The 15,671-nt window shown below is 35.5% G+C and carries 12 protein-coding genes; 4 read left to right on the forward strand and 8 right to left on the reverse strand.

Annotated features, from left to right (window positions below):
• Positions 1-84 precede the first annotated feature (84 nt).
• Together CSW08_RS01860 and CSW08_RS01865 are read right to left on the reverse strand one after the other, a co-directional pair.
• Entirely contained in the window at positions 85-954 is an 870-nt protein-coding gene (locus CSW08_RS01860; protein WP_106658214.1) for a hydroxypyruvate isomerase family protein, read from the reverse strand.
• Positions 955-1,039: 85 nt separating this feature from the next.
• Positions 1,040-2,578 (reverse strand): alpha/beta hydrolase family protein, encoded by a 1,539-nt coding sequence (locus CSW08_RS01865; RefSeq protein ID WP_106658215.1) that lies wholly within the window; start codon positions 2,576-2,578, stop codon positions 1,040-1,042.
• A 244-nt stretch (positions 2,579-2,822) separates the two neighbouring features.
• Here CSW08_RS01865 and CSW08_RS01870 point away from each other — a divergent pair, with 244 nt between their 5' ends.
• Complete coding sequence (locus CSW08_RS01870) at positions 2,823-4,448, forward strand: ABC-F family ATP-binding cassette domain-containing protein (protein WP_106658216.1); 1,626 nt, start codon at positions 2,823-2,825, stop codon at positions 4,446-4,448.
• Here the strand turns inward: CSW08_RS01870 and CSW08_RS01875 are convergent, their stop codons facing one another.
• The 5 genes from CSW08_RS01875 to recG form a co-directional block, all read right to left on the reverse strand.
• Entirely contained in the window at positions 4,449-4,685 is a 237-nt protein-coding gene (locus CSW08_RS01875) for a putative signal transducing protein (protein ID WP_106658217.1), read from the reverse strand.
• Between the two features lie 92 nt (positions 4,686-4,777).
• Positions 4,778-7,204: a phenylalanine--tRNA ligase subunit beta gene (gene pheT / locus CSW08_RS01880; RefSeq protein WP_106658218.1), complete on the reverse strand. Its 2,427-nt coding sequence runs from the start codon at positions 7,202-7,204 to the stop codon at positions 4,778-4,780.
• Positions 7,205-7,302: 98 nt separating this feature from the next.
• Positions 7,303-7,884, reverse strand: a complete 582-nt coding sequence (gene miaE, locus CSW08_RS01885; protein ID WP_106658219.1) for a tRNA-(ms[2]io[6]A)-hydroxylase — start codon at positions 7,882-7,884, stop codon at positions 7,303-7,305.
• A 109-nt stretch (positions 7,885-7,993) separates the two neighbouring features.
• Positions 7,994-8,929: a T9SS type A sorting domain-containing protein gene (locus tag CSW08_RS01890; RefSeq protein ID WP_106658220.1), complete on the reverse strand. Its 936-nt coding sequence runs from the start codon at positions 8,927-8,929 to the stop codon at positions 7,994-7,996.
• 151 nt (positions 8,930-9,080) lie between these two features.
• Entirely contained in the window at positions 9,081-11,213 is a 2,133-nt protein-coding gene (gene recG / locus CSW08_RS01895; RefSeq protein ID WP_106658221.1) for an ATP-dependent DNA helicase RecG, read from the reverse strand.
• 76 nt (positions 11,214-11,289) lie between these two features.
• On the opposite strand from recG, the gene CSW08_RS01900 reads away from it, so the two are divergent.
• From CSW08_RS01900 to CSW08_RS01910, 3 genes are read left to right on the forward strand one after another with little or no spacing between them, the layout of a single operon-like run.
• Complete coding sequence (locus CSW08_RS01900) at positions 11,290-13,248, forward strand: M1 family metallopeptidase (protein ID WP_106658222.1); 1,959 nt, start codon at positions 11,290-11,292, stop codon at positions 13,246-13,248.
• Positions 13,249-13,291: 43 nt separating this feature from the next.
• The gene (locus CSW08_RS01905; protein ID WP_106658223.1) at positions 13,292-14,200 is read left to right on the forward strand and encodes a patatin-like phospholipase family protein; all 909 of its coding nucleotides are present in this window, start codon (positions 13,292-13,294) and stop codon (positions 14,198-14,200) included.
• Entirely contained in the window at positions 14,197-15,108 is a 912-nt protein-coding gene (locus tag CSW08_RS01910) for a patatin-like phospholipase family protein (protein ID WP_106658224.1), read from the forward strand. Before CSW08_RS01905 ends, CSW08_RS01910 begins: the two co-directional genes overlap by 4 nt.
• 6 nt (positions 15,109-15,114) lie before the next feature.
• Here the strand turns inward: CSW08_RS01910 and CSW08_RS01915 are convergent, their stop codons facing one another.
• Positions 15,115-15,636 (reverse strand): DUF7935 family protein, encoded by a 522-nt coding sequence (locus CSW08_RS01915; protein WP_106658225.1) that lies wholly within the window; start codon positions 15,634-15,636, stop codon positions 15,115-15,117.
• Positions 15,637-15,671: the final 35 nt, after the last annotated feature.

Raw genomic sequence — 15,671 nt, forward strand, 5'->3', positions numbered from 1 at the left:
ATAAATATAAAAAATATAGGTAATTAGTTGAAGCTCTGAATCTAAATTTATTTCTTTTGGAAAACCATTCAATGCATTTTTCTACTATATATCACAAATAGTAACGCCTTGTTTTAGGGCAGCTATTGGATCGTCCCAAGAAGGCACAAACTCTTGAGCGACATAGCCTTTGTAGCCCGTTTTTAAAATGGCTTTCATGATAGCAGGATAGAACAGCTCTTGGGTGTCGTCAATTTCATGTCTTCCCGGGTTTCCTCCTGTATGGTAATGGCCAATATAATGGTTATAATCTTGAATGTTTCTAATAATATCCCCTTCCATGATTTGCATATGGTATATATCGTATAATAGCTTTATATGATTGGAATTCAATTTTTTACAGAGTTCCACGCCCCAAGATGTGTGATCGCACATATAATCTTTGTGGTCTACTTTGGAGTTTAGTAGTTCCATCTGTAAAACAACGCCATGCTTTTCTGCGAGCGGCAAAATTTGTTTCAAACCATTTACACAATTTTGTAATCCTATTGAATCATCCATGCCTCTGCGATTGCCACTAAAACAAATAAGATTTGTATAGCCGGCTTTTGCTACTTTAGGAATCATTTCAGTATAATTTTTAATCAATTGTGCATGGAATTTAGTATCGCACCAACCATCGGTTAGACCAAGTTCTGCTCCCCAGCACATCGATGCGTGAATGTTATATTTTTTCAATAGCGGCCAATCTTCTGGGCCTACCAAATCCATTGCTTTTATGCCTAAGGTATTGAAGTGTTGTAATAATTTCTCTAAAGGAATGTCTTTGTAGCACCAACGGCAAGCACTGTGGTGTATATTGTTTTTTAATTCTGAAAATTTTTGATTTAGATTAGTTGATGGGAAAGCTTCTAAGTAGGTTAAGGTTCCTACTGAGACAGCCATAGTTGAAGCAATAAATTTCCGTCTTTTCATTTTAGTTTTAGTTTAGCACTTAAATATAAAAAAACTCCAGCGTAAAACGTTGGAGTTCAAAAGTTAAAATTTTATAAGTCTTAAATTAATTAGGTTTATAGCCTAATTTTTGACTTGCCCAAGGAATAAAATGTTGAAAGTTTGGGGCATCGGTATGTCCTCCATCATGTTGTCTCCAAGCAAGTTCACCGTCAAGCATATCGGTTAACATGGGAGGCATCACTTCTTCATTATAATCGTTAGAAACACCTAAATCTTTTGCACCAAGTAGTTTAAATACAGAACCAGCGGCAATGGTTGCTTGATAACTTCCTTTTTGATCCAACCAAAGTGCATCACCTTTTTCAGGAATGCCATAACTTATAAACGTTAGTTTAGGCGCTGTCAATGCAATCAGTTGATGGGAATCAACCGATAAATCACAACCTGTCATTTTTCCGAGTTTGCCTTTTTCGGAAGAATATTTAATGTAATTACCAGCCATCCAATGATATTCACCAGAACTACCAAGGTTTTCAACAGCTTCACCAAATACGCGACGGTGTAAGGTCGCACCGCCTTTTCCTGAAGAACCAATCAGTCCCAAAGCGAAACGTGGTTCAAAAGCTAAGGTTACAAGAGCGGCTTTTCCGTAACGGGAAACCCCTTCTATGCCTACTTTTTTAGCATCTACTAAGGGGTCTGTTTCTAAATAGTCCAAACCACGAGCAGCCCCCCAAGCCCAAGCCCTAAGTGCTCCCCATTGTTCTGGAGTACGTGCTTGTCCTTTATTAGTTAATCCAATAATACCTCTTGTAAGTCCAGCACCATTGTCTGCTTGAATACTACCAGTTGATATGGTGGCGTAACCCCAGCCCGCAGCCAGTAATTGCTCGGTTGGTGGCGAGTTACCATCTACAGGAGGCGCAAAAAATCCAGGACCGGCTAATCTTGTGATGGGTTCGTATGCTGGATAACGCTCAAAAACGGCTTTCATGTCAGGGTCATTGGAAATCATCATGGCTTTGAAACTTTTATTGATTTTCTCCAAATCATCTGGGCTTGGTTGTGCAGGAGCTGGTAGTCGTGGGTTACCAAACATCATGAGTACTGGCACAGGGCCTTTTACATTAGTAGGTAAAACTACTACCATTTCTATGTCGACATTAATTAGAGGATAGGCGCTATTATCGACGTGGCCAACTAATTTTTTTGCAATGACGGGAATGCGTCCAACTCGTTCATTATCAGTTATTTCAACTTCCCAGGTTACATTGGGTACATTATCAGGAATGCTCCCATAAACTTCACGTTCGAATGCTTCAACAATCTCTGGTCTTCGGGTATTCCACCACATATCAGGAGTGGTGACTTTTTTGCCATTATTGGTGACCAAAATTTCAGGTAATTCTGGGCATGGGTTGGCTACAGCTTCGTCATAGTTAGCCGAGTTTGGGTTTGTGGGGTCGCCACTTTTGCCCGGTCTTACCTCGGTAATGCCGAATTGCTGCATCATATTAGCATGGTCTTCTTGAGCTGTGAAAGTTGTTAATGGAGGGTATTTACTAGTGTCAATGGGCGCGTTTTGTGCAACGGCAACGTTAATGGCGCTTAACATCAGTGTAAATAGTACTAGTTGTTTCATAATCTTAGTTTAGTTTGTTAATATAGGTGGTAACCAAATCTAAACTTTTTTTATAAGCCTAATATAAAAAATATGTTAAAATGCATTTGGTATCTGATTAATCAGGGGGCAGTACTGTCGTGGATTAAGAATGTTATTTTAATGTCAATTGAAATTCGATTTTGAACTTTATTAAAAACAATGGTCTAAGTTTCGACTTCCCGTTTCATTTTTCTACTTTTGCAAAAAAAATAAGCAAAGTATTATGTTATCAGTTTCAAACCTTTCAGTTCAATTTGGCAAGCGCATTCTTTTTGATGAGGTAAGTACCACGTTCACACAAGGAAATTGCTATGGTATTATTGGCGCAAACGGTTCTGGAAAATCGACATTTTTGAAGATTATTTCTGGTAAGTCAGACCCAACATCTGGACAGGTACATTTAGAACCTGGTAAACGTATGTCTGTGCTAGAACAAGACCATAATCTGTATGATGAGCATACGGTTTTAGAAACGGTTTTGATAGGTAATAAACCACTTTTTAAAATTAAAAGTGAGATGGATGCTTTGTATGCCGATTATTCTGATGAGAATGCCGATAAAATTGGCGAATTACAAGTACAGTTTGAAGAAATGAACGGTTGGAATGCTGACAGTGATGCCGCCGCCATGCTATCAAGTTTGGGGATTAAAGAAGAGTTTCATTATATTTTGATGAAAGACCTTGATGGTAAACAAAAAGTACGTGTGCTTTTAGCACAGGCCTTATTTGGAAATCCGGATGTGTTGATTATGGATGAGCCAACCAACGACTTGGATTATGAAACAATTCAATGGTTGGAAAACTTTTTGGCTAATTACGAAAACTGTGTGATTGTGGTGTCTCACGACCGTCATTTTTTAGATGCCGTTTGTACCCACATTTCTGATATTGATTTTGGAAAAATTAATCATTATTCCGGTAATTATACATTCTGGTACGAATCCTCACAATTAGCGGCTCGCCAACGCGCGCAACAAAACAAAAAAGCTGAAGAAAAGAAAAAGGAACTGGAAGAATTTATCCGTCGTTTTTCTGCCAACGTAGCCAAAAGTAAACAAGCTACAAGTAGGAAGAAAATGATTGACAAACTTAATATTTCTGATATCAGACCAACAAGTAGACGTTATCCTGCCATTATTTTTGAGCGTGACAGGGAGGCAGGCGATCAAATTTTAAATATTCAAGGCTTAGCAGCTTCAACAGAAGGTGAGGTATTGTTTAAGGATATCGATTTGAATCTTACCAAAGGTGATAAAATAGTGGTTTTTTCAAAAGATTCAAGGGCAACCACCGCATTTTACCAAATATTAAATAACAAAGAAAAACCAGATGCAGGAAAGTTTGATTGGGGTATTACAACCACGCAATCTTATCTTCCGTTAGATAATAGTGAATACTTCGACAATAATTTATCATTAGTAGATTGGTTACGCCAATGGGCAACGACTGAAGAAGAACGTGAAGAAGTTTATATCCGTGGCTTTTTAGGAAAAATGATTTTTAGTGGGGAGGAAGCCTTAAAAAAATCGAATGTGCTTTCTGGAGGTGAAAAAGTGCGTTGTATGTTAAGTAGAATGATGATGGTAAGAGCCAATGTTTTGATGCTTGATGAACCAACGAATCACTTGGATTTAGAAAGTATTACCGCCTTTAACAATTCACTTAAAAACTTTAAGGGTACTATGTTGTTTACAACCCATGACCATGAGTTTGCCCAAACGGTTGCCAACAGAGTAGTGGAGTTAACACCAAATGGCATTATTGATAGATACACAACGTTTGATGAGTATATGCAAGACTCTAAAATTAAAGAGATTCGTAACAAAATGTACGCAGAAGCAGTTTAGTTAAGCTTCTAAATCTGAAGTAACGCTTTCTACAATTTCTATAGCTTCGTTAAGTTCATCTTTATTTACAAAAATTTGTTGAAGGCCGGGATTGGTGGCACCAAAAACGGATATAAGGCCAGATTCAGTTTCGTCTTTCACCACAGGGCTAATACCAATAGCATTTAGTCTATCGGCGATGAGTTGTACAACTATAAAACTTCCTGTAAATACTTTTATATAATTAGAATCAGTCATGGCTCTTTTCGTTTAGTACGTTCTTTAAATATACAAAAAATAAAGCCAGATAAACTGGCTTTATTTTTTTATTAACATTCAAAATAATATAATTACCTCAATTCAGCACCTAATTGGCTTTCAAATTGTGTTTGAAGCGTGCTCATTATTTTATCTATTTGCTTATCAGTAAGTGTGTTGTTTTCGTCTTGCAACGTAAAACTAACCGCATAACTTTTTTTGCCTTGTGGTAAGTTTTTGCCTTGATACACATCAAATAAATTGATGCCCTTTAATAAACGTTTTTCACTTTGCTTAGCAATAGTATGGATGGATTCAAACGTGACGCTTTCGTCAATTAATAAAGCAAAATCCCTGCGTACTTCAGGATATTTAGGAATGGCTTTAAACTTAATCGAGTTGGACTTTATAACCTCTAAAATGGTATCCCAATGTACATCGGCAAACATTACGTCTTGGGAAATATCAAAATGTTTAAGAATGGATTTTTTAACAAGGCCGAAATCAACCAATTGCTTTTTTCCAAGACTTATAGCCAAACCTTCACTAAACAAATCATTATTAATAGGGGTTTCATTATATCTTGAAATTCCTAATCGCTCTAATAAAGCATTAATTGTCCCTTTAAGAAAAAAGAAATCACTTTTTTCGTTTGGAGCATGCCAATGTTCTTGATTTTTATTTCCAGATACAAAAACGGTGAGGTGTTTAAATTCCTCTCGTTTCTCGTTAAAAGCATGATAGGTCTTACCAAATTCGAACAATTTTAAATCGCCACGTTTTCTATTGATATTATATGAAAGCGCTTCTAGTCCAGAAAACAATAAAGATTGTCTTAACACAGATAAGTCGCCACTTAGTGGATTTAATATGGTAATATTATGTTCTTCTTTTAATTGACCGGTTAATGCAATATAGCTGGGCGTTGTAAGCGAGTTCGCCATAATTTCCAAAAACCCTTGTGCCGCTAGTTGGTTGCCGACAACGTTTTGTATTTTATGGTCTTCAAAACGAGATAAACTGGAAACGGAAGCATTTAGTTTTTCGGATGTTTTAATGTTATTGTAGCCATAAACACGCAGAATTTCCTCGATAATATCAGCTTCGCGAAGCACATCATTTCTATAAGCTGGCACGGTTAGGCCTAACCCCGTTTCTGTTACGTTGTTTACTTTTATTTCTAAGGATGTTAAAATGCGCTTAATTATTTCCTTCGGAATTTCTTCACCTATTAGTTTTTTGGCGTTTTCAAAACTTAAACGCACCTGAAAATCCTCGATTTTTTTAGGATAAATATCAACAATATCACTAGTAATTTCACCACCAGCAACTTCTTGAATCAATAATGCAGCACGTTTAAGTGCGTATTCGGTAATATTGGGGTCAATACCTCGCTCAAACCTGAAAGACGCATCGGTATTCAATCCGTGTCGTTTTGCGGATTTCCGAATGCTTACAGGATTAAAATAAGCGCTTTCCAAAAAAATACTGGTGGTATCATCTGAAACACCTGAGTGAATACCACCAAAAACACCAGCAATACACATGGGTTTTTCAGCATCACAAATCATTAAATCATCTTCATGCAGTTCGCGTTCAACACCATCAAGGGTTGTGAATTTTGTTCCAGATGGGACTGTTTTAACTTCAATTTTATGGCCTGTAATTTTAACGGTATCAAATGCGTGGAGTGGTTGCCCCAAGTCGTGCAACACATAATTGGTGGCATCAACAATGTTGTTTATTGGTTTTAATCCTATGGCTTTTAAACGGTTTTGCAACCAAGCGGGAGATGCTTCAACCTTTATTCCAGAAATGGTTACACCGCAGTAACGAGGTGCCAATTCTTTATTTTTAACATCAACATCTATTTTTAATGTTCTATTATCAACATGAAAGGCACTAACGGATGGCGTGATAAACTCCAAACTTATGTCTTTTTGAATCAACCCAGCTTTTAAATCGCGAGCAGTTCCTAAATGGCTCATGGCATCAGCCCTGTTTGGGGTTAAACCAATTTCGAAAACATGGTCGTTTTCAACCTCAAAAATCTCTGCTACAGATATACCAACTTGAAAGGTATCGTCCATAACCAAAATGCCTTCGTGCGATGCCCCCAAACCAAGTTCGTCTTCGGCACAAATCATACCATGGCTTTCTTCCCCGCGAATATTTCCTTTTTTAATAGTCCAAGACTCACCTTCTTTGGTGTAAAGGGTCGTTCCAATAGTTGCTACAGGTACTTTTTGACCAACAGCCACATTAGGAGCGCCACAAACGATTTGCAAAGGATTGTCTTCTCCTATATTAACGGTTGTGATTCTTAATTTATCTGCATTGGGGTGTTTGATACACGTTAAAACCTCGCCAACAACAACACCTTCTAGGCCCCCTTTTACAGATTGATAGGATTCTATGCCTTCTACTTCAAGTCCTAAGTCTGTTAGTAATTCGCTGGTTTGTTCCGGAGTCCAATCAATTTTAATAAATTGTTTTAACCAGTTGTATGAGATTTTCATGAAGTATTACTGTTTTAATAAGCTAGCAAAGATAAAATATTGACGTTAGCATTCAAACATTGCTATGTAATTTATGGATAAAATAGTAAGCGGATTTTTTAGCCGTGTATGGTTTCAGATTTGCCATAGTTTTTTATAACATGGCTTTCAAATTCAACAAGTTCTTTCCAGCGTTTATCGACGTCAATGTCTTTTCCGTATTTTCTAGCGAAGCCTATAAACGTTGTGTAATGGCCCGCTTCGCTTATCATTAAATCATTATAGAATTTTGAAAGTTCTGGGTCTTTTATTTCTTTGGAAAGAAGTTTAAAACGTTCGCAGCTTCTGGCTTCAATCATCGCTGAAAACAACAGTCTATCTACCATACATTGCAGTCTGTTTCCACCTTTATTCATGAATTTATAAAGTTCGTTTACATAACTATCCTTACGTTCCCTGCCTAGCTTGTAACCGCGCTTCTTAATGATTTCGTGAACCATTTGAAAGTGTTCCAATTCCTCTTTCGCAAGTTCTAACAAATCTGTAACCAAATCGGTATGCTCAGAATTTAAAGTAATTATGGTGATGGCATTCGTGGCTGCTTTTTGTTCGCACCAAGCATGGTCGGTCAGTATTTCTTCAATATTACTTTTTACAATATTTACCCACCTGGGGTCGGTTTCTAATTTTAAATGGAGCATGATTTAAATTTTAAGTAAATATAAATAATTGCAATACGAATAAACCTTTGCTTAAATAAATTACACCAAAAGAGTCAGTTTAATAAATTAAAAGGCAATAAAAATAGAATTATTCTACAACCAATTTAGCAGAGTATAAATTATTTATGCTGCTTAAAGTAAGAAAATAAAGGCCTGATTTTAAATATCCTATTTCCAATTCTTCAATATCGTTTTCGAATGTTAGATTCACTTTCCTCGATACTTGTTTGCCAACAATATCCATAATTGTAACTTTATAGGAATCTGGTTGTATACCAGTAATAGATATTTTGTTAGAAGCAGTTGCTGGGTTTGGAAAAACCTTGAATTTTTTTGCATTGATATTATCAGTAACCGATAATGTGTTATTGGAGCATGTTGCTTCTTCAATACTTGAACCAGTAGGATTGGATACAACGCTTTTGCTTAATACGATTCTGTCTAGTAGATGGAATTCTGATCGTGCAGATATTTCCATGGTATATATTCCAGGATCATCAAATTGCACAAATATCTCATAGCCATTGTTGTCGTTTGTGAGTGTAGACCAAGTCCAATTGGTAGTTCCGCTTGAGTATACCTTAAACCAACCATCAGCTCCTGCACCTTCTGGATTCGGAGTTTTACCGCTTCCTTTTGGATAAATAATGCTTGAGCCTTTTTGTGCGAAGAAATCATCAGCATCCGGAAAACGCAGCCAAGAATCATTTTCATCGGTAGAGCTCGTACCAGCACCCACTTTGCTACGCCATTGAAATTTGTAAACTCCAGTGTTATTTATCTTTATTTTTACAGAAAATTTACCGTTGCCTGGGGTGTTAAAATAACTCCCATTTCCCCATTCTAAATATCCACTACCTGAAAATCCCGTAACAGCATTTTCAACGGACCATTGACCGCCTGTGTCTATATCTTCAGCCTCTATAGCAACAATATTGTTTGATTCTTCATAAAAACAAGTTGAGTTTTGAGAAAATACACCACAGTGTATAAATATAATAGTGCAACAAGTAATAAATTTCATTTTTAGAGGGATTAAATTTTGTATTGAGAGCTTAATAAGAAATTGTGTTTTTTCTGTTGGCAATATTAGTGATTAAATTCTTTAAATGAAAATTAAATTCCCCACTAATTAATGCATTATCAACATACTAAATAAGAAAGGTTTTAACAAGTTAACTTATATAATTCCAAATATTCTTAAATTTTGCTAATTCTTGATACGTGTTAAGAATGACTTTATTTTTAGAAGTAGATAGTGATGGGTCGGTATTTAAAACCTTTTTTGCATAAAATCGAGCGTTTTGTAGTATGTCTTTATCCTTGATAATATCGGCGATTTTTAAATTTAAAACACCACTTTGCTGTGTACCCATAATATCACCGGGGCCTCGCAAACGCAAATCGACTTCTGCGATTTCAAAACCATCACTGGTTCTAACCATGGTTTCCAGCCTTGTTTTGCTGTCGTTGCTTAATTTATGGCTTGTCATTAAAATACAATAGCTTTGTTCGGCTCCTCTTCCTACACGTCCACGTAATTGGTGTAATTGCGATAAACCAAAGCGTTCGGCACTTTCAATAATCATCACAGACGCATTTGGCACATTAACGCCAACCTCAATAACCGTAGTGGCTACCATAATATTGGTTTCACCTTTTATAAAGCGTTGCATTTCATAATCTTTATCGGCTGGTTTCATTTTTCCATGTACAATGGAAATTTGATAATTTGGTTTAGGAAAATCACGCTCTATGCTGGCGTATCCATCCATCAAATCTTTATAATCCATGGTTTCGCTTTCTTGGATTAACGGATATACAATATAAATCTGCCTGCCTTTTGCAATTTCATCACGAATAAATTTGAAAACATTCAATCGATTTTTGTCATAACGATGTACGGTTTTTATCGACTTTCTGCCTGGTGGTAATTCGTCAATAATAGAGATGTCTAAATCACCATAAACCGACATGGCTAAGGTCCTTGGAATGGGCGTTGCCGTCATGATTAAAACGTGTGGAGGGATGAAAGAAGCCCCGCCAACCTCCCCAGAAGGGAGGCTTTTATGCCACAATTTACTCCGTTGCTCCACCCCAAAACGGTGTTGTTCATCTATAATAGCGAGCCCCAAATTTCTGAATTTTACTTTGTTTTCGAGTAATGCATGTGTGCCAATTAGGATGTCTAATTCACCATTTTCCAACATATGGTGAATTTCTTTTCGTTCTGAAGTTTTAGTTGAACCAGTCAATAGTTTAATACTGATATTCAATTTATTACACAACTCGACTAATCCGTTATAGTGCTGGACTGACAAAATTTCAGTCGGAGCCATTAAACACGCTTGAAAACCGTTGTCAAGTGCGATTAACATTGACATAAGAGCCACAATGGTCTTACCAGAACCCACATCACCTTGTAAAAGCCGATTCATTTGTGCATTGCTACCCAAATCATGTCTAATTTCTTTAAGAACGCGCTTCTGTGCATTGGTCAATTCAAAGGGCAAATGGTTATTAAAAAAGGCATTGAAATAGGTACCAACTTTTTCAAAAGGAAAGCCTTTTATTTTCGATTTATGAATAAGATTTTTTAGAATAAGTTGCAACTGAATATAGAATAATTCTTCGAACTTTAATCGGTATTGCGCACGTGCTAATAGCTCTTGGTTTTTTGGAAAATGCACGTTAAAAAGCGCTTCACTTTTGTTAATTAATTTTAGTTCAGAAAGTATATTTTCAGAAAGCGTTTCCTTAAACCTACCATTGGTTTCCAAAAAAAGTTGTTGCATGATTTTACTAATCACACGATTTGTGATGCCTTTATTGGATAGCTTTTCTGTGGATGGATAGACTGGTTGCATGGCAGAACGTAGATTTTTTTCATGGTCTTCAAGTAATTCCATTTCGGGATGCGGCATACTAAATTTGCCATTGAACCAGTTGGTTTTTCCGAAAATAACATAAGGTGTGTTTAATTTGATGCTTTCCCTAATCCATTTTTGACCTCTAAACCAAACCAATTCCATAGAGCCCGTACCGTCTTGAAAGGTAGCAACCAAACGTTTCCCTTGTTGTTGTGCTACTTCTTTAAATTCAGTAATTTTTCCAATCACTTGCACATCGGCATTATTGCGTTGTAGGTGGTTGATTTTATAATATTGTGTTCTGTCAATATATCTGTTTGGGAACAAGTTAATTAAGTCCTGATAGGTGTGAATACCCAATTCCGTACGCAGCAAATCGGCCCGATTTGGACCAACGCCTTTTAAATAATCTATAGGAGTTTGAAGATTGGTAATCATAGAACTAAAATACTGCTTTTGGTAATAATGACAAGGATTATTATTATTTTGGCTTAACCTTTGTTACAAACACGTTATGAAGTTAATTACCAATCTTTTTATCATATTTTTTTGTGCCTTTATACAAGCGCAACAAACTGAATATGTCGATTTTAAAACGGCAAAAGCTATGCTTTATATTGATCCTTATAAAGCTGAACTAATTGGGAATATTGAATATACATTTGACATTTTAAAAGAAACAGATTCAATTGTCATAGATGCTAATAATATTGATTTCGATTATGTAGAAGTTAATGGGTTAGAGTATTTGATAAACTTACCTAATATGGCTAAGTTCGATGGCAAAATTTATTTTCAAATAAAACCATCAAAGAATAATGTTATGATTTTAAAATATCATTCTAAACCCAAAAGGGCTATGTATTTTATTGATTGGGAGAATGGAGGTGACAATCAACAGGTTTGGACACAAGGACAAGGAAAATACTCGAGCAATTGGTTGCCTAGCTTTGATGATATGAATGAAAAGGTTGAATTTGATTTAACCATCACCTTCGATAAAGACTATGAAGTCGTTGCCAACGGAAAACTAACAAATAAACAAATCAACGACTCAACAACAACATGGCATTACGATATGAAACAGCCCATGTCCAGTTATCTGTTAGCATTGGCAATTGGTAAGTATGATAAGAAAACAGAAACATCAAAAAGCGGTATTCCTTTGGAAATGTTTTATTACCCCAATGATTCATTAAAGTTGGAACCAACGTATCGTTACACGAAACACATGTTTGATTTTCTAGAGGAAGAAATTGGAGTCCCTTATCCTTGGCAAAATTATAAACAAATACCAGTAAAGGATTTCCTTTATGCCGGCATGGAAAATACCAGTGCCACCATTTTTTCTGATACCTATTTGATAGATTCTATTTCGTTTATTGATAAGAATTATGTAAATGTTAATGCCCACGAATTGGCGCACCAATGGTTTGGCAATTTGGTAACCGAAACTTCTGGAACCCACCATTGGTTACAAGAAGGCTTCGCGACCTATTATGCATTGTTGGCTGAAAAGGACATTTTTGGAGAAGACCATTACTACTGGCAATTGTATCAATACGCTCAAGAATTGTTGGAACAAGATAACGCTGGAGGAGGCACCTCGCTTTTAGATCCAAAATCAAGTAGTACTACATTTTATAAAAAAGGAGCTTGGGTATTGCATATTTTGAGAGAGCTGGTGGGCGATGAGGCTTTTAAATTGGCTGTTAAAAATTATTTAGAAAAGCATCAGTTTAAAAATGTTGAAACCAATGATTTTATAAGTGAAGTAGAGAAGGCAAGCGAACAAAGTTTGGGTGAGTTTGTTGAAGTTTGGTTGAAAAGTGAGATGTTTGATTATGAAAAAGCCATGGAGAGTTTGAAAAAATCTACGTTTATTCAAGAATATTTAAAGATCGATTGTAAGGAGAATACCTCTAAATGTGCTGAATATTTAACTTCAAATATGTCTGATGAAGCCAAAATTAAAGTGGTTTCACAAATATTTAATGAATTAAAAAAAGAGCATTTTAATATCGGTTTAAAAGTCCGCCAAGCGATTGCAAAATTTCTTTCTAAAATCCCTTCAGAATTAAAAGCAGACTACGAAACGCTTTTAAATGATAAATCATATATAACCATCGAATTGGCACTGTATAATCTGTGGAATAATTTCCCAGAAGATAGGCAAGTATATTTAACCAAAACAAAACACATTCATGGTTTTAATGATAAGAACATAAGAATGCTTTGGTTAACATTAGCCTTGGTTACTGAAGACTTTGAACCAGAAAATAAGTCGACATACTTCGAAGAAATGACTAATTACACAAATCCAAAGTATCATTTTGAAATACGCCAGAATGCCTTTCAATATTTAAAATTGATAAACGCTTGTAATGAAACCTGCCAAGCAAATTTAGAAGACGCTGCAAAACATCCTGTTTGGCAATTTTCGAAAATGGCAAAAGACTTGCTTAAAAAATAGTTGCTATTTTTAAAATGTTATATTTAACCATTAAATTTTCTAAATGAAAGCATTAGTCATTTCTGGAGGTGGTAGTAAAGGGGCATTTGCAGGCGGTGTTGCGCAGTATCTTATTGAAAGCAAAAGGTGTGATTACGATATGTTTATTGGTACTTCTACAGGGAGTTTACTGGTGTCTCACTTGGCTTTAAACAATGTTGAAAAAATCAAAGAAGTCTACACAAGTGTTTCGCAGGATTCTATTTTTGATATTTGTCCGTTTCTAATCAAAAAGAAAAAAGGAGGTATTGAAACCATAAAAATACATCACTTTAATGTGATTAAAAACTTTTTAAAAGGAAGTAAAACATTTGGAGAAAGTCATAATTTAAGACTACTTATAAAAGAAACGTTAACACAAAGTGAATTCGATATATTAAAAAAGGGTGGAAAAGATATTATTGTTACGGTTTCAAATTTATCATTAAACCAAGTGGAATATAAATCCATCAAAGATTGTGATTATGAAGAGTTCTGCGAATGGATATGGATTTCATGTAATTATATCCCTTTTATGTCTTTGGTGAAAAAAAATGGTTGCGAATATGCTGATGGTGGTTTAGGTTCTATGATTCCCATTGAAGAAGCCATAAAAAGAGGGGCTAAAGAAGTAGATGCCGTTATTTTGCAAACTGAAGTCACCCAATTAAATAGAATGCCATCATTAAATGCTTTTTCATTATTGACCAATATGTTTTCGTTTATGCTTGACAGAATAGAATCCCAGAATATAAAAATTGGCAAGTTTGTTGCTTCCAATCAAAACGCTATTATTAATTTTTATTATACGCCTACCGTATTAACAACTAATTCCTTAATCTTTGAAAAAGAGAAAATGACCAAATGGTGGCAAAGCGGTTTAGATTATGCCAAATATAAAAACGAACAAGTAAGCCCCCTAAAAGAAGAATGAGAGCATTAGTAATATCTGGAGGAGGTAGCAAAGGAGCCTATGCAGGTGGTGTTGCCCAATATTTAATTCAACAAGAAGGTAGGGAATATGATTTGTTTTTGGGAACGTCAACAGGTAGTTTATTGATACCCCATTTGGCAGCTGGTAAAATTGAGAAAATTCATAAAGTATTTACCAGTGTCAAACAAGGCAATATTTTTAATATTAACCCTTTTGTGCAACGCAGAAAAGAAGGTAGGGAATTTGTTTCCATTAACTTTTTAAATACACTTATTCAATTCGCAAAAAGGAAACGAACTTTTGGCGAAAGCAAGGCGCTTTTACGTTATTTAAAACGAAATTTTACTGAAGAAGAATATCATTTAATTCAGATGACCAAAGAAGATGTGGTTGTAACGGTTTCGAACTTATCAAAAAACAGGATTGAGTATAAATCCATAAAGGATTGCACCTATGATGAATTTTGTAATTGGGTCTGGATTTCCTGTAATTACATTCCGTTCATGTCTTTAGCAACGGTTGACGGATTTGAATATGCAGATGGTGCCTTTGGTTGTGTAGTGCCCATTAGGGAGGCTATTTTAAGGGGCGCCACAGAAGTTGATGCCATTATTTTGGAATCTGAAAATATGGAATACAATAAGGTATTGGGCAAAAATCCGTTTTCACTTATGATGAGTTTGTTTGGACATTTGCTAGACGGCGTCGAAAAAAGCGATATTACTATAGGAAAACTTGCTGCCAAAAATAAAGATGTAAAACTTAATTTGTATTATACACCATCTAAGCTCACTGAAAATTCTTTGGTTTTTAATAAAAATCTTATGATGTCTTGGTGGCAACAAGGCTTTGATTATGCTAAAGAAAAGTGTGCCCAGGGCAGGTTTAACGAATTAAGAAATGATTAATTAATGCTAAAATATATCGGCAATTTCATCTTTTATTAATGAAAGTGCCGCATCGCTAGGAGATCGCCTCTCCATCATTTCAGTTAAAATAACCTCTCTCAATTTGTCTGCCGAAGTCGTTTTTTCGGATAAACTAGCTTTTCTAATCAATTGAATAGTCGCATTTTTAGCAGCTAAAATAATATTCCAACATTTCTCACTGACATAAATTTGTTGCGTTAAATTATGCTCTAATTCATGCTCAATGGTTTGTATAAGTAAAGCTTCGTAATCTTCTTTATTTAAGTCGTTTGGAGATATTCTGATAAGAAGTTTGTTAGGAGACATTCTTTCCAAAAAAAGAGCTAAACGCTCATAAGCTTGTAGCCGTATTGGCAAGGCGTTAACCTGTAAATCTTTCTTTAACAAAAAGCGTCTTCTGCCATCTTCATTTTTGGTATGCTCTTTAAAAAAATAGTATGCAATTAATCCAGTAATTAAAGAGGGAATGGCGAAAAAAAGCATGTCAATAATTCTTTCAGAATCCATAACAATTATTATTTATATTGAAATGTTAAATGTAA

Source organism: Confluentibacter flavum (assembly GCF_002843175.1).
Taxonomy (GTDB): Bacteria; Bacteroidota; Bacteroidia; order Flavobacteriales; family Flavobacteriaceae; genus Confluentibacter; species Confluentibacter flavum.